This window comes from Pseudofrankia coriaricola (genome assembly GCF_001854805.1).
Classification (GTDB): domain Bacteria; phylum Actinomycetota; class Actinomycetes; order Frankiales; family Frankiaceae; genus Pseudofrankia.
In genome coordinates, this window is record NZ_MBLO01000125.1 from 1 (window position 1) to 20,385 (window position 20,385).

Consider the following 20,385-nt stretch of genomic DNA (forward strand, 5'->3'; position numbering starts at 1 on the left):
GATCTGCTCCCTCGCTGCCTACATCACCTGGCACCTGAGGAAACGGCTCGCCCCCCTCACCTTCACGGACGAGGAGCCGCCAGGCCGCACCGACCCGGTCGCGCCCGCTCTCCGTTCCGAGGCCGCCAACCGGAAATCCACACGCAAGGAACAGCCCGACGGAACGCCTCTTTACAGCTTCCAGGGCCTCCTCGCGCACCTGGCCACCCTGACCCGCGACGAGATCCGCATCAGCGGCGGCGGCAGCCTTCAGCTACTCACGAACGCCACCGAAACCCAGAGAAAGGTCTTCCAGCTAATCGGCGCGCCTATCTCCAAGACCGTTGGTAGTCAGTAAGACGATCAATGGCTGCCGCGAACCCGCAAGTCACGAGCCCGCAGTGCGTCCTAGATCAAGTAAGTTCGGCCTAGACTTGACGGTGTGGCCGCAGAGGTCTATCGGCAGTCGATGACATCAACGAGCACGGCGCCCGTCCATGCGGCGCCGGCTTCCAGCGCGCTGGCCTCCGATGCACCGGCCGAGGTCTCGGCCGCCGCCGAGGGGCGGGACGGCTGGCAGTCACGGCTGCGCGGTCGTGGGTACCGGCTGACACCGCAGCGCCAGCTCGTGCTGGAGGCGGTCGCGAGGCTCGGCCACGCGACGCCGGAGGCGATCGTCACCGAGGTGCGCCGCACCGCCACCGCCGTCAACATCTCGACCGTCTATCGCACGCTGGACCTGCTCGAGGAGCTCGGGCTGGTCTCCCACGCCCACCTCACCCACGGTGCGCCGACCTACCACGTCGCCGGGCGGGACCGGCACATCCACCTGGTGTGCGGCGGCTGCGGGACGATCAGCGAGCTGTCCCCCGACCGGCTCACCGGGCTGGTCGACGCGCTGCGCGAGGAGCTCGGGTTCACCGTGAACGTCGACCACGTCGCGCTGGCCGGCCGGTGTGCGGACTGTTCCGCGCGCGCCCACGGTTGACTACGGACATGAGCAGCTCCCAGGTCGATGCCACCGCCGACTCCGCCGCGGCGACAGCCGCCGGCTACCGCTCCCCGCTGCTGGGCCTGCCCGGGGCGGTCGCCGCGGACGGCCCGGACGCCGGAGTGGCGGCGCACTACGGTGACCCGCTGCGCGAGCAGCGCCGGGCGGCGGCCGGCGCCGCCCTGGTGGACCGCTCGCACCGGGGCGTGCTGCGCGTCGACGGTGCCGACCGGCTGACCTGGCTGCACAGCCTGACGTCGCAGCACCTGAGCGCGTTGCGCCCGATGCGCGGCACCGAGGCGCTGCTGCTCTCGCCACACGGCCACGTCGAGCACCATCTGGTTCTCGCGGATGACGGCGCCACCACCTGGATCGACGTGGAGCCCGGCTCCGGCGCCGCCGGCGTCTCCAGCGAGGCTGGCGCACTGCTGGCATTCCTGGAGTCGATGCGTTTCCTGCTGCGGGTGGAGCCCGCGGACGCGACGGCGACGACGGCCGTGCTCTCGGTCCTCGGCCCGCGCGCCGCGGCGGCGGTCGCGGGCGCGCTGGGTGCCGACGCACCGGGCGACAAGGCCGGCGACGGCGACGTACCGACGGACTGGGCCGCAGCGCCGGCCGGGGGCGCGGCCGGCCTCCCGACGGAGGCGGGTCCCTACCCGCTGGCCCGGTTCGGACCCGGCGTGCTGGCCCGGCGGATGCCGTACGGCGTGGACCTGCTGGTCGAAAGGACCCAGCTCGGGGACGTCGCGGCCCGGCTGCGCGCCGCCGGCGTGGAGCCGGCCGGCGTCGAGGCCTTCGAGGCCGAGCGCGTCGCCGCCCACCGGCCGCGGCTCGGCGTCGACACCGACCACCGCACGATCCCGAACGAGGTCGGCTGGCTCACCAGCGCGGTGCACCTGGACAAGGGCTGCTACCGCGGCCAGGAGACGGTCGCCCGCGTCCAGAACCTTGGCCGCCCGCCGCGCAGGCTGGTGCTGCTGCACCTCGACGGGGCGCTGGCCGCGCCCGGCTCTCCCGTGACGGCCGCCGGCCGCCAGGTCGGGTTCGCCGGCTCGTCCCGGATGCACGCCGAGCTCGGCCCCATCGCGCTGGCGATGCTCAAGCGCACGGTGCCGGACGACGCCGCCCTCGTCGTCGCCGACCCGGATGGCCACGAGGTCGCCGCCCAGATCGACCCGGGCTCCGGTCCCGTGCGCCCAGACCGTCCCGCCGGTCACGTTCTGCGCTAACGGCACAGACGGAACCGGCGACGGAACACCGCTGACTGGCGCGGCCCGGCTGGCCGCCGTCCGTGCCACGGGTCATTCCTTCCGCGGGCCTTCCGCGGGCCTTCCGCGGGCCTTCCGCGGGCCTTCCGCGGAACCCCTGCTTTGATCACGGATCGTGACACTGGTCCCGGCGGACATATCTGGCGACTGCCGGTGACCGCCCACCGAAACCGGAGGATCGCCTCGGCCGATCTCCAGCTAGTGACAAGTGGCCCGCGAGTGCCGCCGCGCCCGAGACCGCAGTCAAGCGGTCCTTCGGCCCCGTGCAGTGACCACTTGGGACTACACGGTCTCGCCACGCCACCGAGCACCCCTCGGCGAGGCCGATCGTGACACCGTCTGGCCCGGTCAGCGGCCTGGAGGCCGGCGCCGGCCTACTGGGCGCTCAGCACCCCTTGGCCGGGGGTGTGCAATACAGACCCCCGAGTGGGCTCCTTGCAACACCAATGCACGCATCGCACCACGCTCAGCGCTATCGATGACAGATGTCGCGACATAGCGTTGCCATGCGCCTACGAAACGTCCATCGGGCGACAGACAGCGACCGTCACGGAGCGCATGCGTTCCTGGCTTCGGACGGTCGCGGGAGCGGACAGGCCGACGGCGTCCTGCCTGCCCTTCAGCACAGCTGTCGCCAACGGATAACCGTGCACGCATATCCGAGGAGATCGTCGATGCTGACGGAGAACGCTCAGGCCTGCGCACACCCACTGGCCTTCGTCCGCGCCCAGCGAGGCTGGTCGTACCAGAAGCTCGCTCGCGTCGTCGCCAAGAGGGCTCGTGACCTGGGCGTGGCGAACATGGCCGCTGAGCGGCAGAAGGTATGGCGCTGGGAGCACCGCGGTGTCGTCCCCGACAGGGTGTCCCAGCTGGCGCTCGCCACCGAGCTCGGCGTGCCCACCGAGCGGCTGGAGTCCCACCCCTGGCCGTCCTGGCTTCCGACCGGTGACAACGTGCGCACCGACTACCCCTGGACACAGGCCGGCAGCCTGTCCGCGCTGACCGACGTCGTCCAGGACGCGCTGACCGACCGCCGCGGATTCCTCACCATCAGCGGATCCGGGGTCGCGAGCCTCGCCACCGAGTGGCTCGGCCTGGAGCCGGCCCGCCTCGTGGGCGCGCTGGACGGCGGTCTGGTCGACGAGCAGATCGTGCACCGGATCGCCCACAACATCCCCGGGCTCCGAGTGATGGACGATCGGCTCGGCGGCGAGAGCGTGCGCCGCCTGGTGGACGCGGAGCTGGGCGTCGTCGCCGAGCTCCTCGCCCGCGGCCGCTACCCGGAGAAGATCGGCCGCGAGCTGCACACCGTCGCCGCCGAGCTCGCCCGCTTCGCCGGCTGGGTGTCGTTCGACGCCGGCTACCAGACCGCCGCCCAGCGCTACTGGGTCACCGCCCTGCACGCGGCCCACGTCGGCGGCGACCGTCTGCTGGGTGCCAACGTGCTCAAGAACATGTCGCTGCAGTGCGTCGACTTCTCCCGGCCCGCTGAGGCCATCGAACTCGCCGAGGCCGCGGTCCGCACCGCCGGCGCCACCACCGGCCGGGTCGGCGCGATGCTGCACATGCGCAAGGCCCGGGCGCACGCCGCGCTCGGCGACCAGGTCGCCTGCACGCGCGAGCTCGCCGTCGCCGAGGCCGCGTTCAGCCGCGCCCGGCCGCAGGAACCGTCGTGGGCGGTCTACTTCGACGAGGCCGAGTTCCAGGCCCAGGTCGGCTGCTGCTACATCGACCTCGGCCATCTGCCCTCGGCCGACCGGTGGCTCGGCAACGCCCTGGCCAGCCACCCGGCCGAGAAGGTCCGCGACCACGCGACCTACCTGCTGCGCCGTGCGGGCGTCCAGATCGACCTGGGCAACCTCGACGCCGGCTGCGCGCTGGCCACCGAGGCCGTCCCGCTGCTGACCGTCACCCGGTCCCGGCGCAACGCCCGCCGCGCCGACGAGGTCCGCCGCCGCCTGCGCCGCCACGCCGCGGTCCCCGCCGCCCGCGACCTCGACGCGCAGCTCGCCGAAATGGTCTAGGGCAACCCCAAATAGCCGGGGTCGGCCTAAAAGGTTGTTGCTGGTTCCCTCCGTCCGGGCTGTGTCTCTGGTTCGCTCCGTGCGGGCGGCGCGCTCCGGCCCCGTACTCGCTTCGCTCCCAAGGGACCTCCGCGCGCCGTCCTCCTGCGCTCACGGGCGCTGCGGCGACCTCGCTGCGGCCCCCCTACGTCGCTTCGCTCGTAGGAGGGCCTCCGCGAGGCGCGCCTCCGCACCCAGCCCGGTTGCTTGCCGCTGTGACGTCGCGAGTCCGAAACTGCCGTCTCGGTGGGGCCACTTCGCTTCGCTCGTAGGCGCCTTCGCGCCTGATCGGTGGGAACTATTCCAGATCAGGTCCCACCTTGGATTGGCGCCGTTCAAGCGCATCGCAACCGAGCTGGCGCGAAGGCGCACCTCCGTGGAGGTCTCCCTACAAGCGAAGCGAGGTAGGGGGCTCCACAGGCTGGTCCCAGCTTGGTGACGTTCAAACGACACGCCACCGGGCTGGCGCGGAGGCGCACCTCCGCGGAGGCCCGGCCACGAGCGAAGCGACGTGGTTGGGCCGCAGCGGAGGTCGCCGCAGCGCACGTTCGCGGAGGAGGACACGGCGCGGAGGTCCCGTGGGAGCGAAGCGAGTACGGGGCCGGAGCGCCGTGCCCGCACGGAGCGAACCAGAGACACAGCCCGCACGGAGCGAACCAGAAACAACCTTCCACCCCGACCCGCTAAACCATTCGGCCACGGGAGCGAACCGGGTTAAGAAACGGCTACCTCGGTCAGGGCGTTGGCGGTGGCTTGGGGTTCGGTGATCATCAGGTCGTGGCCGGTGTCGATGTCCCAGAGGCGGCCGTCGGCGCGGGCCTTCGCCATCAACTCCGGATCCCTGGTGGCCAGCGTGGACGTGCAGACGATGTGGTACTGCGGGATCGCCCACACCGCGGCCTCGTTGGTGAGCGTCAGCGGCTGCTCGAAGCACCGCCAGGGGTGCGGGGTCAGCCGGTCGGCCATCCAGGCGATGTCGTCGGGGTTGGTCACCCCGTAGAAGGCGCCCGCCTCGGGGAACGGGATGAGCACGAGCTCGACGCCGTCGACCACCTTTCCCGTCGGGCGGGTCGCCTGGATGATCGGCCCGGCGACGTCGACCAGCGACTGGCCATTGACCGGGTTCGCCGCGTCCAGGTAGACGAGGCGCCCGACCCGGTCGGCGGCCCGGTCCGCGATACCGGTGATGACCATCCCGCCGTAGCTGTGCCCGACGAGGATCACCTCGCGCAGGTTCTCGTAGTGCAGCAGGGCGACGACGTCCTGGATGTGCAGGTCGAGGTCGACGTGCGGGCCGACCAGGTGCGCCCGTTCCCCTAACCCGGTCAGCGTGGGGGCGTACACCTCGTGTCCGGCCGCCCGAAGCAGCCGGGCGACGGGCTGGTAACACCAGCCACCGTGGCCACCCCCGTGTACCAGGACGTAAGTCGCCATGATCCAGTCTCCTCCGCGGCGAGGGAGCCGATCGGCGGCACCGGACGGATTCGCCGGAACCAGGACCAGGCACCCGAGTAACGTGGTTACCGAGGTAACCACGTTACTCTAAGTACGTCAAGCAGGGCCTTGCCGTCCTTTGCCGTTAGAGGGTTCAAGCGTGACGTCACCGAGCTGGCGCGGAGGCGCGCCTCCGCGGAGGCCTGCCTACGAGCGAAGCGATGTAGGCGGGCCGCAGCGGAGGTCGCCGCAGCGCACGTGAGCGCAGGAGGACACGGCGCGGAGGTCCCTTGGGAGCGAAGCGAGTAAGGGGCCGTAGCGCCGTGTCCGCACGGAGCGAACCAGTAACACGGAGGGAGGCTCGCCCGGTGGCGGAGTTACGGCAGACCGACGTCATCGTCGACGTCGTCCTCGCGCTCCTGGAATCCGAGGGCTACGACGCCGTTCAGCTGCGCGCGGTGGCCCGCCAGGCCCACGTCTCACTTGCCACGATCTACAAGCTGTTCCCCACCCGGGACGAGCTCATGGTCACCGCGGTCGAACGGTGGATGGCCAAAAACGGCTGCGCGCCGGTACCACCGCCACCACCCGACGAGACCCTCTACGACGGCCTCATGCGGGTGTTCCGGCACGTCTTCGAACCGTGGGAGCGCAGCCCGCGCATGCTCGAGGCCTATCACCGCGCCCGCATGACGCCGGGCGGGGAACGTCTCGAACGACAGACGGCGGCCATCATCGAGCCCGCGGGACAGGCCGTGCTGGCGGCGGGTGAGCCCGGCTATGTGGAGGACGTCGCCCTCATCCTGACCAACGTCGCCTACGCCGTCGTCGCCCGGTCCGCCGCCGGTGAACTCGACAACACCGCCATCCTCCCGGCGCTCGAGCGCGCCGCGTACCGGCTCACCGCGAACAACGAGCCCGCCGCGCGTGCGGCCGGTGAGCGCTCCACCACGGCCCGGCGGGCGGCGCGGGAGGCACAGCACGAGACCGAGAGCACCTGACTGAGGCACCTGACCGACTGGTCCAGCCGCCGGTCGACGGCCGTGGCCGCGCCGCCGGGTCGCATGGCGGCCGCTGCCGCATGGCGCGGTCTGCCCCCTGGCGGCTAGTCGACGCCTATCAGCGCTCCGTCGCCGGTGAAGAAGGCCAGAGCGGTGGCCGGGGCTGCCAGCGTGACCGGGGCCCCGGAACGCGTCGCGTCCGGGGTTCCTCCGGCGTCGGTCTGACGAGCGGGGACGCGGACGGCCACGGCACCGGCCGCGGTCTGCACGTAGACCACCCGTTCGGCGCCCAGGCGTTCGGAGACGACGACGTTGCCCGCGATCCGCAGCGAGCTGTCCGGCTGGGTGGCCGCTGGCGCGTCGGGCGCGGCCGTCGTGCCACCCGGGGAACCGGCCGTCGCGGGGGCGAGCTCGAGGCCCTCGGGGCGCACGCCCACAGCGGTGGAGCCCGCGGGGGCGGTGACGGCGAAACCAGGACCGCGCAGGACGCCCTCGGTGAGGGCACCGTCGAGGACGGTCATCGGTGGGCTGCCGACGAAGGTGGCGACGAAGCGGGTCGCGGGACGGTCGTAGATCTCGTCAGGGGTGCCCAGCTGTTCCAGGCAGCCGGCGTTGAGGACGGCGACCCGGTCGCCGACGGCCATCGCCTCCGACTGGTCGTGGGTCACGAACAGCGCGGTCGAGCCGAGCCGGCGCAGCAGCGCGACGATCTCGACGCGCAGCTCGACGCGCAGCTTCGCGTCCAGGCCGGACATCGGCTCGTCGAGCAGCACCACCCGGGCGCGCCGGGCCAGCGCCCGGCCGATCGCGACCCGCTGGCGCTGGCCGCCGGACATCTGCGCCGGCCTGCGGTCGGCGAGCGCTCCGATGCCCAGCATCTCCAGGGTCTCGTGGGCGCGCGCCACGGCCGCGGACTTGGACATCCTGCGGCCGTAGCGCAGCGCCAGCGTCAGATTGTCCAGCGCCGACAGGTGCGGGTAGAGCGCGTAGTGCTGGAACACCAGGGCGACGTCCCGCTGGTGCGGGGCGAGGCCGGCCTGGTCGGCGCCCGCGAACAGCAGCCGGCCGGAGGTGGGGGCCTCCAGGCCGGCGCAGATGCGCAGCAGGGTCGACTTGCCGGAGCCGGACGGGCCGAGCAGCGCGACGATCTCCCCCGGGCGCACCGACATGGTCATGTCGGCGAGCGCCCTGACCGGGCCGAAGTCCCGGCCGAGGCCCTCCATGTCGATCGGCACGCCCGCGGTGCCGGCGGCGGTCGCCGCCAGCGCGTCATCGCCGGGCCGCACGGCCAGCTCCGTCACTCCAGCTCCTCGTCGTTCCCAGCGGAAGGGTCTTCGGCGGCGCGCCGGCGGGGCGCGCCGCCGGCGACCGTCAAGCGGTCAGCTGCGTGGCCTTGGTCTGGGCGTCGCGCATCGCGGTTGTCGGGTCGGTGCCCGTCATCGCGCGGATCACCTGGTCGGTGATCGCCTGCGGGACCTCACCGCCGCGGGTGCCCGGCCACGCCGGCGCCTGGGTGAGCGAGCCGGCCAGGTTCTTGAACGGCACCAGCTCGGGGAACTCCTGGTAGAAGCTGGCGAGCTGGGTGGCGGCGGCGGTGTCCACCGGCAGGTAGCTGACCGACTCGACGCCGGCGGCGACGACGTCCGGCGCGAGCAGCGAGACGAGCAGCTCGGTGGCCATCTCCTGCTGGCACTTGTCGGTGGACAGCACGGTCAGCGCGTTACCGCCGGCGGTCAGGTGCTCGGTGCCGCCGGGCAGGGTCGGGAACGGCACGGCGCCGGCCTTGAAGCCGTTCGCCCCCTGGCCGCGGATGAAGCGCAGGCCGGCGGCGAGCGAGGCGACGGTGGCGCCGACCATCGCGGTCTGCTTCTGGATGCCGAAGCGCAGCAGGCCGTTCTGCGACGGGTCGTCGGACTGCGGGCCGTAGGAGCCGACCTTGGCGAGGAACTGGGCGGCCTCGGTGACGGCCGGGGCGGTCAGGTTCGGCGAGCCGTCCGGCTTCTGGATCGAGGTGTCCTTCGACTCGGCGAGCGAGCCGAGGTACCACTGGCCGAACTGCTGGCCGGTCGGCAGGTCGATCGGCTGGACGCCCCCGCCGGAGGCCTTGATCTTCTCGGCCGCGGCGAGAACGCCGTCGGTCGTGGTAAGTGTCTTCGGGTCGACGCCGGCCTTGGCCAGGATGTCGGCGTTGTAGACCAGCACCGGCATCGAGACCTGGGCGGGGATGCCGATCTGCTTTCCGTCGACCTGGCCCAGCTTCAGGAACTGCTGGTCGTACGTAGAGCGCAGCAGGTTGGGCGAGAGGGTCTGGGCGCCGAGCTGCTTGGCGAACACGGGAAGCAGGTCGAACCCGGCGACGGCGACGTCGGTCTGCTTGCCGGCGGCCCGGTCGGCGGAGATCTGCTGGACGAGCGCGACGTAGTTCGGCGCGGTCGAGTTGAGCTGCACGGTGAGGCCCGGGTGCGCCTTCTCCATGTACGCCTTGCCGGACTTGGCCACGTCGCTGAGCGCCGCGACACCGTAGAACGTCAGCGTCTTCACCTTGGACGCGCACTCGGGCGACGCGGTCGCGCCGTTGACGCCCGCGACGCCGGCGGCCGCCGTGCGCGCGGTCGGCCGCAGGTCGGGGGTGTCGGAACCGCCGCCACCGCCGCCGCAGGCAGCGGTGATGAGAGCGACGGTCGCCGTGAGCAGCACCGGCGCCTGCCTGAGGCCGCCCAGTCTGCCTCGGCCCGGGCGCGCCGGGGCCGCTCCGGCACGGCCGGACCTGTCGATGCGGATCACGGTCTATCCCTCCACTGCGCCAGCTGGCACGGTCTGCGCACGGTGTACCTGGTCGAGTACGAGACGTACAGGTCGATGCCGAGGTTGCGGACTGAGGACATGAGTCAGCCGCCGGCCCCGGTGCCGGTGAGGCCGGCGGTGAGGCGACGCTGGGCGATGAGGAACACGACGAGCGTCGGCAGGCTGATGATCAATGCTCCGGCCGACAGCTCGGCGAAGTCCGGTAGGCCCGAGGGGGGCGAGGCCACCAAGGTGGCCAGCGCCAGCGGCGGGGTGGCGATCTCCGGTGAGCGGGCCTCCAGCAGCGGCCAGAGGTACTCGTTGAACGACAGCAGGAAGCTGAACACCGACACCGTGGCGATCGCGGGCATCGACAGCGGGACCACGATGGTCCGCAGCGTACGAACCAAGCCAAGGCCGTCCATCCTGGCAGCTTCCAGGACGGAGACTGGAATGGTCGTCATGTACTGGCGCAGCAGGAAGATCGACGCCGCACTCGTCATGAACGGCAGCACCAGGCCGACGCGGGTGTTCGACAGGCCCAACGCGGAGATCGTCACGTAGTTCGGGATCGCGGTCACCTGGCTCGGGACCAGCAGCGTCGCCAACACCAGCCCGAACACCACGCCGCGCCCGCGGAAAGGCAGCCAGGCGAACACGTATGCCGCCGGGATGGCGGTCAACAGCTGCAGCAGCAGGATCGCCAGGCTCACGACGATCCCGGTGAGCAGCGCCCTTCCGAGATGGCCGTCCCGGAAGGCGCGCGTGAAGGCGTCGAAGCTGATGGACTCCGGAATCGGGTTCGACGAGAGCGCCAGCGCCGACTGGGACGGCCCGAACGCGGTGCGGACCATCCAGACGAAGGGCAGCAGGGCGAAGAACACACCGACGGTCAGGACGGCGGCTCGCCCAGCGAGCCCCGCGAACCGACCGCTGTTCGGTCCACCCGTCCGTGCGGCGCGATGCGCGTGTCTACCGGTCGGGGGCGCCGGCACAGGGCTGTCCGCCCGCGGCTCGCCCCTCACTGGCTCGGTCATCGCCGGCTCGGTCATCGCCGGCTCGGTCATCGCCGGCTCGCTCACGGCGGGTTCGTTCGTCGGCGGTTGACTGAGGGGCGGTTGGCTGAGGGGCGATTGGCTCATCGGGCCGCCTCCGTCGCCGGGGCGGCCGCGCCGGCGACACCGAGGCCCACCAGCGCGGCGCCCGCGGCGCCGTCCACCCCGGCGTCGGCCCCGTCGCTCTCGACGCGGGCGGCCCGTGCCCTGGCTCGCCTGCCGAGCACCGAACCGAGGACACCGATGAGGACGATCCCCAGGATCAGCAGCAGCGCGATCGCGGAGGCGTAGCCGATCCGGAACGAGCCGGTGAACCCGACCTCGTAGATGTAGTAAACGATCGTCGCGCTGGACCTGAACGGCCCGCCGTGCGTCAGCACCGCGACTGTCTCGAACGTCTGCAGCGTGAGGATCGTGGTGAACACCGCGAGGAAGATCGTGGTGGGCGCGAGCAGCGGCAGTGTGACGTGTCGCAGCCGGGCGAACCCGCGGATTCCGTCGACCTCGGCCGCCTCGTACACCGAGGCCGGGATGGTCGTGAGGCCCGCGAGGTAGACGACGAAGACGAAGCTGGTCAGCCGCCAGCCGCCGACCAGCGCGACCACCGGCAGTGAGGTCGCCTCGTCTCCCAGCCAGTTACGCGGCCCGGCGCCGAACCAGCCGATGACCGTGTTGGCGAGCCCGTGGCCACTCGGGTCGAACATGTACGCGAAGACCACCGCGATGGCCACCAGGTTCGCGCTGACCGGCAGGAACAGTGCCAGCCGCAGGGCACCCGAGCCGCGGGTGACCTTCTGCGCGGCCAGCGCCAGGGCGAGCCCGACGACCACCGCGGGGATGACCGTCAGCACGCAGTACAGCAGCGTGTTGCGGACGGACCTGCCAAAGTCCGGGTCGCCGAACGCCTCCCGGAGGTTCGCCGTGCCAACCCAGTGAAAACTCGGCCCTGTCAGGGTCTTGTCGGTCCCCGCCGCGAAGGCGGAGACCAGCGCGGGGCCGAGGATGAACACGGTCAGCCCCAGCAGAGCGGGGAACAGCAGCGCCCCGATCCGCCAACCGCCGGCTCCGGTTCGTGGTCCGGCGCCCGCCCTTCTCGTCACGCTTACGCATCTTGGCCTGCCACGCGTCACCTGCCTAGAAGCGTGGCTGACATGGAGGTGAACACGACCGGTCCGGGCCATGACGGTGATGGGGTTGAAGCGGGATCCCCGGCAGGGATCCCACTCTGGCCCGATGCCTGCAAGAATGGCAGGCAACCTAATGTCGATCTTGGGATTGCGATGAGTGACGGGACCGGCTCCGAGTGGGGACGAGTCGCCGACGACGGCACCGTCTATGTACGGACGTCCGAAGGCGAACGCGCTGTCGGCTCGTGGCGGGCCGGCAGCCCTGACGAGGGGCTCGCGCACTTCGTGCGCCGCTATGACGATCTTTCCGCCGAGGTGGAGCTGCTGGAACGGCGAGTGACGATCCCCGGGGTCGACCCGGTGGGGATCGCCGCCAGCGCGCAGAGGCTGCTCGACGGGTTGGCGACGGCCGCCGTCGTGGGCGACCTCGACGCGCTGCACAGCCGGCTGACGGCGCTGCTCGGCGTGACCGAGGACCGCAAGTCGCAGGCGCAGGCCGAGCGCGCCGTCCGCGTGGCACAGGCGGTCGCCGCGAAGGAGGAGCTGGTCGCCGAGGCCGAGCGGCTGGCGAAGAGCTCCGACTGGAAGGCGGTCAGCGAGCGATTCCGGACGATCGGCGACGAGTTCCGCGCGATCACCGGCGTCGACAAGCGGACCGACTCGGGTCTGTGGCGTCGGATCGCCGCCGCGCGCGAGGAGTTCGCCCGCCGCCGAACGGCGCACTTCGCCGCGCTGGACACCCAGCGCGCCAAGTCGAAGGAGCGCAAGGAGGCGTTGATCGCCGAGGCCGAGTCGCTCGCCAGCTCGACCGACTGGGGGCCGACAAGCACCAGGTTCCGCGAGCTGATGGCCGAGTGGAAGACGGCGGGCCGCGCGGCCAAGGACGTCGACGACGAGCTGTGGACGCGGTTCCGGGCGACACAGGACGCGTTCTTCAGCCGGCGCAACGCGGTGAACGCCGAGCGCGACGCCCAGGCGCGGGCGAACCAGGCCGCCAAGGAGGCGCTGCTGGCCGAGGCCGCCGAGCTCGACCCGGCCGACACGGACAGGTCGTCGCGCAGGCTGCGCGAGATCCAGGGGCGCTGGGACGCCATCGGCAAGGTGCCGCGCGAGGCGGTCGGTCAGCTGGAGCGCCAGCTGGCCACGATCAGTGACCGCATCCGCGAGGCCTCCGACGCCCGCTGGTCACGCCAGGACGGGGAGACCTCCCTGTTCGCCGCGAAGATGCGCGAGAACATCCGCCGGCTCGAGGAGAAGTTGCAGAAGGCCAGGGCCGCGGGCCGGGAGAAGGACGTCGCCCGGATCGAGGGCGAGCTCGCCAACCACCGGGCCCTGCTCCCGGGCAGCGACCGTTAGGCCAGCACTTCCAGGCCCCCGCACGACCGCGCCGAAAGCCCGCCGACCACCAGGTTGGCGGGCTTTCGGCGCGTTGAGGGTGGTCGCCGGCACGCGCGCGATGTGCTAACTGTCCGCTTGCCATAGTTAGCACCGTGGCGTAGCGTCGCCGTAGTAGGTGCGGTGTGCATCGTGCGACGACGCGCCGACTCGGCCGGTGAGCTGGCTGTTCCGCCTGCAGCCGCCGGCTGGCTCGACGCGACGGCGGTGTCGGCGGTCTGGCGAGGAGGTCGAGAAGCCCGTGGCGGCTCTGAACGTCCGTGAACTCGGCGATTTCATCCGGGACCAGCGGCGCACGGCGCAGATCTCGCTGCGACAGCTGGCAAAGCAGGCCGGGGTAAGCAACCCGTACCTGAGCCAGATCGAGCGCGGCCTGCGCAAGCCGTCGGCGGAGATCCTGCAGCAGATCGCCAAGGCGCTGCGCATCTCCGCCGAGGTCCTCTACGTACAGGCAGGGATCCTGGAGGAGCGGGAGGGTGGCGAGGACGTGCACGCCGCCGTGCTCGCCGACGAGTTCCTCACCGCCCGCCAGAAGCAGGTCATTCTCGACATCTACGAGGCGTTCCGCCGGGAGAACGCGGTCGCCGGCGCCGACGGCGCTGGCGACACGCCCGGCGCGGCTGTCAGGGAGCCCGGCACGGTGACCAGGCCGCCGGCCTCCCAGCCGTCCACCACGGGCGGTGCGGACGCGGCGAGCACCACCGCTCCGCCCTCGCGGGCGATCCCGAAGCCAGCGACGGCCGAGGCGGCCGCCGAGTCCGCCGGCCGGACGGCGACGGGGCGCCCACGACGCGCCGCGGCCTCGGCCACCGCGTCAGCCCCTGCTGCCCGGGCCACGGCCCGCCGGCCGCGCGCTGCGTCCGTCGACAGGACAGCCGCCGGCGAGACGGCCGCGGCCGAGCCCGTGCGGCGGGCCGCCACCCGGCGCGCGACGACCCGGCGTCCGGCGGCGGCGGACGCTCCCGCCGAGGGCACCGCGGGCGGGCCGGGCGCGGGCGCGGAGCCCTCGGGGAACGCCTCACCGGCGGCCCCCCAGCCGTAGCTCGGCGAGCCGCCGGCTCGCCGACGGCTGCTACAGATGACGGTGTGTCCCGACTGCCCCTGAAAGCGGTGCACCGCCCTTAGACGACAACAGCAGACACATGCGCGGTGGGACCGCTGGTCCTGATCGCGGAGGAGGTCAGATGGCTACCGAACGGACCACGACCACGACCACGGCCAAGGGCAGGCGCACCAGCACCGCGGCGTCCTCGAGGACCTCGGCCACCGGCGGCGCGAAGAGCGCGCACGCGACCGGTGGCACGACGCGCGGCACCGGCGCGAGCGCCTCCGCCGGGACGGGCACAGCCAGCTCGCGGACCACGCCGGACCAGCGGCGCGCCCAGCTGTCCGAGGTCCGCAAGCCGCTCTACGCCTACGTCGGCGCGGCGGACCTGGCCGTCGAGAAGCTGCGTGCCCTGCCGGCCACGGCCAGCACCGAGGTGCGTCGGCTGTCCGACCGGGTTGGCGAGCTGACGGTCGAGGCGGCGAAGGTCCCGACCCAGGTCGGCACCACGGTCCGCGGCCTGCCGGAGACCGTCGGCGCCCAGCTGTCGGGCCTGCAGGGCCGCGCGACCCAGCTCTACAACGCGTGGGCAAACCGCGGCGAGAAGCGGGTCACCGAGATCCGTCGCAGCCCCACGACCGAGGAGGCGGTGACGCGGACGAAGACCGCCGTCAGCCGGACCAAGGCGGCCAGCACGTCGGCACGCCGGGCCGCGGACGCCGTCGGCAAGGCCGCCGTCAGCCAGGCCACGCTTCCCCGCCGGACCCGATAGGGCGGCTTTGGGGCGAGGCGCGGGAACGCCTCGCCCCAAATCTCGCCGGCCTCGTGGGCGGGTGGTGGGTACGCTTCGTCGTCTCGAGGCGACGGACGATCGACCGGGATGGGAATCGCCGGACCGGGCGCCGGGCGATCGTGGTCCGGGTGTTGTATTGCGGTCATGCGCTACCGTCCCTTGGGCAACTCGGGCCTACTGGTCTCCGTCGTCGGTCTCGGCTGCAACAACCTCGGGTCGAGGGTCGACCTGGGCGGCACCCGCGCCGTCGTCGACGCGGCGATCGAGGCCGGCATCAACCTCTTCGACACGGCCGACACCTACGGCAACAAGGGCGGCTCGGAGACCCTGCTCGGGCACGTGCTGCGGTCCCGCCGGGACGAGGTCGTGCTCGCCACCAAGTTCGGCAACGACATGGGTGGCGTCTACGGCCCGGACTATGGGGCGCGCGCGTCACGCCGCTACATCCGCAAGGCCGTCGAGGGGTCGCTCAGCAGGCTGCAGACCGACTACATCGACCTTTACCAGCTGCACAACCTCGACGGCGTCACGCCGATCGAGGAGACGCTCGAAGCCCTCGACGAGCTGGTCAAGGAGGGCAAGGTCCGCTATGTCGGGTCCTGCAATCTCGACGGCTGGGAGGCCGCGGACGCCGAGTGGACGGCGCGGACCTCGGGCCACACCCGGTTCATCTCGGCGCAGAACCACTACAACCTGATGGAGCGTGGTGTCGAGGCCGAGCTGGTGCCGGCGGCGCTGAGGTACGGGATCGGCATTCTGCCCTACTTCCCGCTCGCCAACGGCGTCCTGACCGGCAAGTACGCCCGCGACGAGCCGCCGGCGCCCGGCACCCGGATGGCCGGCCGGCAGGACGAGCTGACCGACGAGGTCTTCGATCAGGTCGAAGCCCTGGAGACGTTCGCCAGGGAACGGGACCGTTCGCTGCTGGACGTCGCGATCGGCGGCCTCGCCGCGCAGCCCGCCGTCACCTCCGTCATCGCCGGCGCGACCAGCGCCGCCCAGGTTCACGCGAACGCGACGGCCGGCGCCTGGCAGCCCCGCGCGGACGACCTCGCCGTCCTCGACAAGATCGCCCCCACCTACCGGCAGTAACACTGGTTCGCTCCGTGCGGGCGGCGCGCCGCCCGCACGGAGCGAACCAGAAATACAGCGGGCGCCCGCCGGCTCGTCGGCGGAATGGGCATACCGGTGGGCGCCGCGCACATCCCAGCCTGCCCACGTCCGCCCGCCGCGAAGCCGCTCCCGCCGGATGAGGTGAGCGACGTCCTGGATGAGCGGAATCACCGCTCAGGTGGGCTCGGCGGGGGCCAGGTGACAGTCAGCTCGCCGAGGCGCCAGCGGCGCGGCGCTCGGTGGATGGCCCAGCCGTCGGCGCGGAGGGCGGACACGGCCTGGGACCAGCGGGTCCGGGGGCCGAACGGCGCATAGCTGGCGGCGCGGTCCCATGCGGCGTCGAGGGCGACGAACAGGGCATGAATGGGCTCGCCGGGAGTGTTGCGGGCGATCAGGGCCTTGGGAAGGCGCTCGGCCAGGTCGGAGGGGCGTTCGAGGCTGGGCAGGTGCGCGGAGAGCGTCAGCGTTCCTGGGCCATCGGCGGGCAGCGCGAACCAGCAGGCGCGGCGGCCGATCTCGTCGCAGGTGCCCTCGAGGAGCAGGCCGCCGGGCGCGAGACGGGACCGCATGGTTCGCCAGGCGGGCTCGACATCGTGCTCGGCGTACTGCCGCAGCACGTTCATCGCCCGGATGACGAGCGGGCGCCGGCCGGCGAGCTCGAACCCGCCGCGGGCGAAGGCCAGGCCGGGCGGACGGGCGGCGGCCGCAGCGGCGGCGACCCGCTCCGGGTCCAGCTCGAGGCCGAGCACCCTCGCCGACGGGCAGGCGGCACGCAGCCGGTCGTAGAGCTCGATCGCCGTGACCGGCGACGACCCGTACCCGAGGTCGACGACGAGCGGGTCATCCGCGGCGCGCAGCAGGGCCGCCTGGGTTCCCGTCAGCCACCGGTCGACCCGGCGCAGCCGGTTCGGCGCCGTCGTGCCCCGGGTCGGCAGGCCGAGCGCCCGGGCCCGCCCCGCCGCCAGCCGCGGGGGGCGCCCACCGGGCACCGTCGTCGTCACCTCTCCACCTTGACAGACGGCGCCCGCCCGCCTGGGCGGCGCGGTCCCGCTTCCGCCCGTCCGGGGCGGCCCGGGGATGACCACGGGCCGTCAGGGGGATACAGGTTGCTGCCGACGCCGCGGGCTTCTAGCGGGTCACGCGGCCCCGTCCGCCATGGTCGCCGCCCGTGACCGATGACGCGCCGCGACCAGGCGACGGATGCCCGCCAACGTGAGGAGGATCGCGCCCACCAAAACGGCCGGAGTGGTGTCATAACCCGCTTAAGGTGGGCAGTCGGCCTACCGGGACGGGCCGCCCGCGGCCGGTCGCCCTGGCCGCCGAGATGGGCCCGGGCATGCCCGGCCAGATGCGCATGTTGCACCTTCCCGGGTCAGCAATATCCGAGTAACAAACGCTGAAGCGGCCTGACAACGGGGCAGTGCCCGACGGCCGGTTCGCGGTAGGTGTGGAGGTGGTCGTGCAGCTGGTCGCAGGCGGAGGCGAACCGTCCCCGAGCCACCAACAGCACGCCCGGCCGCTCGTACCCCGTCGAGTCGCGATGCTGTCGATGCACACCTCGCCGCTCGAGCAGCCCGGCACCGGCGACGCCGGCGGCCTCAACGTCTACGTCGTCGAGCTCTCCCGCCAGCTCGCCGCGCTGGGCACCGAGGTGGAGGTGTTCACCAGGGCGACGAGCAGCAGCCTGCCTCCGACCGCGCAGCTCCATCCCGGAGTGACGGTCCGGCACGTGCCGGCCGGCCCCTTCGAGGAGATGCAGCGCGCCGAGCTGCCCGCCTGGATCTGTGCCTTCACCGCGGACGTGCTGCGGGCCGAGGCGGAGCGCGAGCCCGGCTGGTTCGACCTGGTCCACTCGCATTACTGGCTCTCCGGCCAGGTGGGGCTGACCGCGGCCCGCCGCTGGGGTGCTCCGCTCATCCACACCGCGCACACCCTGGCGAAGGTCAAGAACCGATCCCTGGCCGCGGGGGACCTTCCGGAGCCGACAGCGCGGGTGCTCGGCGAGCAGGAGGTGGTGGCCACCGCGACCCGGCTGGTTGCCTCGACCACGGAGGAGGCCCGCCACCTCGTCGAGCTCTACGGGGCGGACCCGCACGCGGTCGACGTGGTCGCGCCCGGCGTCGACCTGGAGGTGTTCCGGCCCGGCGAGCAGGCCGCGGCACGTCGACGGATCGGCATCCGGGCGGACGGTCACCTGCTGCTGTTCGTCGGGCGTATCCAGCCGCTGAAGGCGCCCGACCTGCTGTTGCACGCCACGGCCGAACTGCTGCGTCGCGACGGGCGGCTGCGCGAGTCGCTCACCGTCGCCGTGGTCGGCGGGCCGAGCGGCAGCGGGCTGGACCGACCGGACGCGCTGGTGAAGCTTGCCGCCGACCTCGGCATCTCCGATGTCATGCTGTTTCGCCCGCCGGTGCCGCGCGCCGAACTCGCCGACTGGTTCCGCGCGGCCACCGCCGTCATCGTCCCCAGCCACAGCGAGAGCTTCGGGCTGGTCGCGATCGAGGCGCAGGCCTGTGGCACGCCGGTGGTCGCCGCCGCCGTCGGTGGGCTGCGCACCGCCGTCGCCGACGGGCATTCGGGGGTGCTGGTCGGGGACCGCGACCCGTCCGCGTACGCGGACGTACTGGCCAGGCTGCTGGCCCAGCCCGGCTGGCGGCGCCGGCTGTCGGCCGGCGCCCGAGCCCACGCGTCCGGCTTCGGCTGGTCGGCGACCGCGGCGGGCGTGCTCACCGCCTACGACGCCGCTCTCTCCCCCGCGCCAGGCGTCTCGGTGCCGATGCCGATGCCGGTGACACGGTCGCGCGGACGGCGCAGGCTGACTGGCAGCGCACACTGAACAGCACGCCGAACGTCGAGTGGTCCACGTCCGGCCAAGCACGCCGCTGGCAACCAGGACCGGCAGTATGAGCGGTCAAAACCAGGGAAGGTTCTCGGTCATGACCGTGACATCTGTGGGCACAGTGGGGCGGATCGACGAGGCTGAGCGCGCCCGGCTGGACGGAGTGATCAAGGACGCGCTCGACGATCTGGGGCTGGCCTACGAGCACCCCGGGGTCGGAACGTTCCTGGTCACGCTCGAAGGCGAACACAAGCTGCGGACGATGACCTGGGTCGTCGTTCAGGACCACACGCTGCTCGTCGAGGCGTTCTTCATGCGCAAGCCGGCGGAGAACGTCGCCGGGACCTACGGGTTCCTGCTCAGCCGTAACGCGAAGACCTACGGCGTGCACTTCTCCATCGACCGGATCGGCGACATCTTCCTCACCGGCCAGGTACCGCTGACGGCGGTCAACGCCGACGAGATCGACCGGCTGCTCGGCTGCGCCCGCACCTACGCCGACGAGAACTTCGACCCGGCGATCGCGCTCGGCTTCGCCCAGGCGGTCGCCCGGGAGAAGGCCTGGCGGGCCAAGGTCGCCACCGAGGCCCGAGCCGCCCGCGCCCAAGACTAGACCCCTCGCGGATCCGAGGGGGATCCTGTCACGGATCCGGGAGGAACCCGGACCCCCTGGGGGTACAGCCCTTCCGATCAGCCAGGACTCGAGGCCAGCCCTAGGCCAAAGTCGCTCCCCCGGAAGATCGGCTGGCGCCGATCTTCCGGGGACCCCTGCGGCGATGATGGCGGAGCCTCGCGTGGCCGGAGGCCGTCAGACACGGCCTAGTCCTCGACCTTCCGGAGCCGGGCGGACAGGTGGGGCTGGAGCGGCTTGCCGCCGGATTCCATGTCGATCGCGTAGGCGAGGTCGCCGCCCTCGACGATGCCGTAGAGCCGGACCGAACGGGTGACGTCGCGGGCGGTCGCGGTCCGGATGACGACGTTCGAGTCCAGCTCGATCCTGGTGCCGTCCAGCGTGCCGACGTAGATCTCGGCGATGCCGAACGGGTGAGCGAGGGCAACCTCGACGATCCTGCCGCCAGGCTTGTCCGGGTCGTCCTGCACCCGCCAGAAGCCGGTCTCGGTGGCCAGCGGGCTCCCCGGCTCACGGCCGTCGCGCGGCTCGTCGGCCCACCAGGTCGTCGACGCGTAGGCGAGCGCCGGCCGGCCGGCCGACAGGAAGGTGATCTCCTGTTCGTAGCGGAAGTCCGGCAGGTCCTCGTAGCCGCCGACACCCTCGCCGTGCCAGGTGCCGACCAGAAAGGCCAACGGCGCGAGGCTGGGGTGCAGGTCTGGGACCGACGCCCCGCTCCGCGCTGGGCCGGTCGTGCTCGCCACCTGAATTCTCCTCGCGTCACGGCGCCTGTCGGCGGCATCCTTGGGGCATGCCCGAGAGGCAGGATCGCATCCTGTTCGGGCAGGTCGGCTTCGGGCAGGTCAGCGCTGGCCCTGGTAGAGCCTG

The 20,385-nt window shown here is 72.3% G+C and carries 17 protein-coding genes and 1 pseudogene; 11 read left to right on the top strand and 7 right to left on the bottom strand.

Going from position 1 to position 20,385, the window contains the following annotated elements:
* From BCD48_RS51355 to BCD48_RS17945, 4 genes and pseudogenes are all read left to right on the top strand, one after another.
* Positions 1-337, top strand: a pseudogene (locus BCD48_RS51355) (hypothetical protein); the annotation flags it as partial.
* 111 nt (positions 338-448) lie between these two features.
* On the top strand, positions 449-967 hold the full coding sequence (locus tag BCD48_RS17935) for a Fur family transcriptional regulator (protein ID WP_083418816.1): 519 nt from the start codon (positions 449-451) through the stop codon (positions 965-967).
* Positions 968-975: 8 nt separating this feature from the next.
* On the top strand, positions 976-2,199 hold the full coding sequence (ygfZ, locus tag BCD48_RS17940; RefSeq protein ID WP_071049590.1) for a CAF17-like 4Fe-4S cluster assembly/insertion protein YgfZ: 1,224 nt from the start codon (positions 976-978) through the stop codon (positions 2,197-2,199).
* A gap of 713 nt (positions 2,200-2,912) precedes the next feature.
* On the top strand, positions 2,913-4,262 hold the full coding sequence (locus BCD48_RS17945) for an NsdA family TPR-like regulatory protein (RefSeq protein WP_071049591.1): 1,350 nt from the start codon (positions 2,913-2,915) through the stop codon (positions 4,260-4,262).
* Between the two features lie 753 nt (positions 4,263-5,015).
* On the opposite strand, the gene BCD48_RS17950 is transcribed toward BCD48_RS17945, so the two are convergent.
* A complete protein-coding gene (locus BCD48_RS17950; RefSeq protein ID WP_071049592.1) occupies positions 5,016-5,735 on the bottom strand; it encodes an alpha/beta hydrolase in 720 nt (239 codons plus the stop codon).
* 368 nt (positions 5,736-6,103) lie between these two features.
* Here BCD48_RS17950 and BCD48_RS17955 point away from each other — a divergent pair, with 368 nt between their 5' ends.
* Complete coding sequence (locus tag BCD48_RS17955) at positions 6,104-6,736, top strand: TetR/AcrR family transcriptional regulator (protein WP_071049593.1); 633 nt, start codon at positions 6,104-6,106, stop codon at positions 6,734-6,736.
* Positions 6,737-6,840: 104 nt separating this feature from the next.
* Here BCD48_RS17955 and BCD48_RS17960 read toward each other — a convergent pair whose 3' ends face one another.
* From BCD48_RS17960 to BCD48_RS17975, 4 genes are all read right to left on the bottom strand, one after another.
* Positions 6,841-8,037, bottom strand: a complete 1,197-nt coding sequence (locus BCD48_RS17960) for an ABC transporter ATP-binding protein (protein WP_083418819.1) — start codon at positions 8,035-8,037, stop codon at positions 6,841-6,843.
* A gap of 70 nt (positions 8,038-8,107) precedes the next feature.
* Complete coding sequence (locus BCD48_RS17965) at positions 8,108-9,520, bottom strand: extracellular solute-binding protein (RefSeq protein WP_397428668.1); 1,413 nt, start codon at positions 9,518-9,520, stop codon at positions 8,108-8,110.
* 104 nt (positions 9,521-9,624) lie between these two features.
* Positions 9,625-10,662 carry a carbohydrate ABC transporter permease gene (locus BCD48_RS17970; protein ID WP_083418820.1) on the bottom strand — a complete coding sequence of 346 codons (1,038 nt, stop codon included), beginning with the start codon at positions 10,660-10,662 and terminating at the stop codon, positions 9,625-9,627.
* The gene (locus BCD48_RS17975) at positions 10,659-11,675 is read right to left on the bottom strand and encodes a carbohydrate ABC transporter permease (protein WP_083418821.1); all 1,017 of its coding nucleotides are present in this window, start codon (positions 11,673-11,675) and stop codon (positions 10,659-10,661) included. Before BCD48_RS17975 ends, BCD48_RS17970 begins: the two co-directional genes overlap by 4 nt.
* A 180-nt stretch (positions 11,676-11,855) precedes the next feature.
* Between BCD48_RS17975 and BCD48_RS17980 the strand changes: the two genes are divergently transcribed.
* The 4 genes from BCD48_RS17980 to BCD48_RS17995 all read left to right on the top strand — a co-directional run bounded on the left by BCD48_RS17980 (position 11,856) and on the right by BCD48_RS17995 (position 16,027).
* Positions 11,856-13,058: a DUF349 domain-containing protein gene (locus BCD48_RS17980; protein ID WP_071049594.1), complete on the top strand. Its 1,203-nt coding sequence runs from the start codon at positions 11,856-11,858 to the stop codon at positions 13,056-13,058.
* A 280-nt stretch (positions 13,059-13,338) separates the two neighbouring features.
* On the top strand, positions 13,339-14,139 hold the full coding sequence (locus BCD48_RS17985) for a helix-turn-helix domain-containing protein (protein WP_071049756.1): 801 nt from the start codon (positions 13,339-13,341) through the stop codon (positions 14,137-14,139).
* A gap of 142 nt (positions 14,140-14,281) precedes the next feature.
* Entirely contained in the window at positions 14,282-14,914 is a 633-nt protein-coding gene (locus BCD48_RS17990; protein WP_083418822.1) for a hypothetical protein, read from the top strand.
* A 165-nt stretch (positions 14,915-15,079) separates the two neighbouring features.
* Positions 15,080-16,027 (top strand): aldo/keto reductase, encoded by a 948-nt coding sequence (locus BCD48_RS17995; RefSeq protein ID WP_071049595.1) that lies wholly within the window; start codon positions 15,080-15,082, stop codon positions 16,025-16,027.
* A gap of 188 nt (positions 16,028-16,215) precedes the next feature.
* Here BCD48_RS17995 and BCD48_RS18000 read toward each other — a convergent pair whose 3' ends face one another.
* Entirely contained in the window at positions 16,216-17,049 is an 834-nt protein-coding gene (locus tag BCD48_RS18000) for a class I SAM-dependent methyltransferase (protein WP_083418823.1), read from the bottom strand.
* Positions 17,050-17,507: 458 nt separating this feature from the next.
* On the opposite strand from BCD48_RS18000, the gene mshA reads away from it, so the two are divergent.
* Positions 17,508-18,884, top strand: a complete 1,377-nt coding sequence (gene mshA / locus BCD48_RS18005) for a D-inositol-3-phosphate glycosyltransferase (protein WP_083418865.1) — start codon at positions 17,508-17,510, stop codon at positions 18,882-18,884.
* A gap of 100 nt (positions 18,885-18,984) precedes the next feature.
* Positions 18,985-19,500 carry a type III secretion system chaperone family protein gene (locus BCD48_RS18010; RefSeq protein WP_071049596.1) on the top strand — a complete coding sequence of 172 codons (516 nt, stop codon included), beginning with the start codon at positions 18,985-18,987 and terminating at the stop codon, positions 19,498-19,500.
* Positions 19,501-19,706: 206 nt separating this feature from the next.
* On the opposite strand, the gene BCD48_RS18015 is transcribed toward BCD48_RS18010, so the two are convergent.
* Positions 19,707-20,261, bottom strand: a complete 555-nt coding sequence (locus tag BCD48_RS18015) for a nitrobindin family protein (RefSeq protein ID WP_083418824.1) — start codon at positions 20,259-20,261, stop codon at positions 19,707-19,709.
* Positions 20,262-20,385 lie beyond the last annotated feature (124 nt).

What these genes read in the sequence shown, in the direction of transcription:
- BCD48_RS17935 (WP_083418816.1), top strand. Translation starts at nt 449, where the DNA reads ATGACATCAACGAGCACGGCGCCCGTCCATGCGGCGCCGGCTTCCAGC.
- ygfZ (WP_071049590.1), top strand. Translation starts at nt 976, where the DNA reads ATGAGCAGCTCCCAGGTCGATGCCACCGCCGACTCCGCCGCGGCGACA.
- BCD48_RS17945 (WP_071049591.1), top strand. Translation starts at nt 2,913, where the DNA reads ATGCTGACGGAGAACGCTCAGGCCTGCGCACACCCACTGGCCTTCGTC.
- BCD48_RS17950 (WP_071049592.1), bottom strand. Translation starts at nt 5,735, where the DNA reads ATGGCGACTTACGTCCTGGTACACGGGGGTGGCCACGGTGGCTGGTGT.
- BCD48_RS17970 (WP_083418820.1), bottom strand. Translation starts at nt 10,662, where the DNA reads ATGAGCCAATCGCCCCTCAGCCAACCGCCCCTCAGTCAACCGCCGACG.
- BCD48_RS17980 (WP_071049594.1), top strand. Translation starts at nt 11,856, where the DNA reads ATGAGTGACGGGACCGGCTCCGAGTGGGGACGAGTCGCCGACGACGGC.
- BCD48_RS17990 (WP_083418822.1), top strand. Translation starts at nt 14,282, where the DNA reads ATGGCTACCGAACGGACCACGACCACGACCACGGCCAAGGGCAGGCGC.
- BCD48_RS17995 (WP_071049595.1), top strand. Translation starts at nt 15,080, where the DNA reads ATGCGCTACCGTCCCTTGGGCAACTCGGGCCTACTGGTCTCCGTCGTC.
- BCD48_RS18010 (WP_071049596.1), top strand. Translation starts at nt 18,985, where the DNA reads ATGACCGTGACATCTGTGGGCACAGTGGGGCGGATCGACGAGGCTGAG.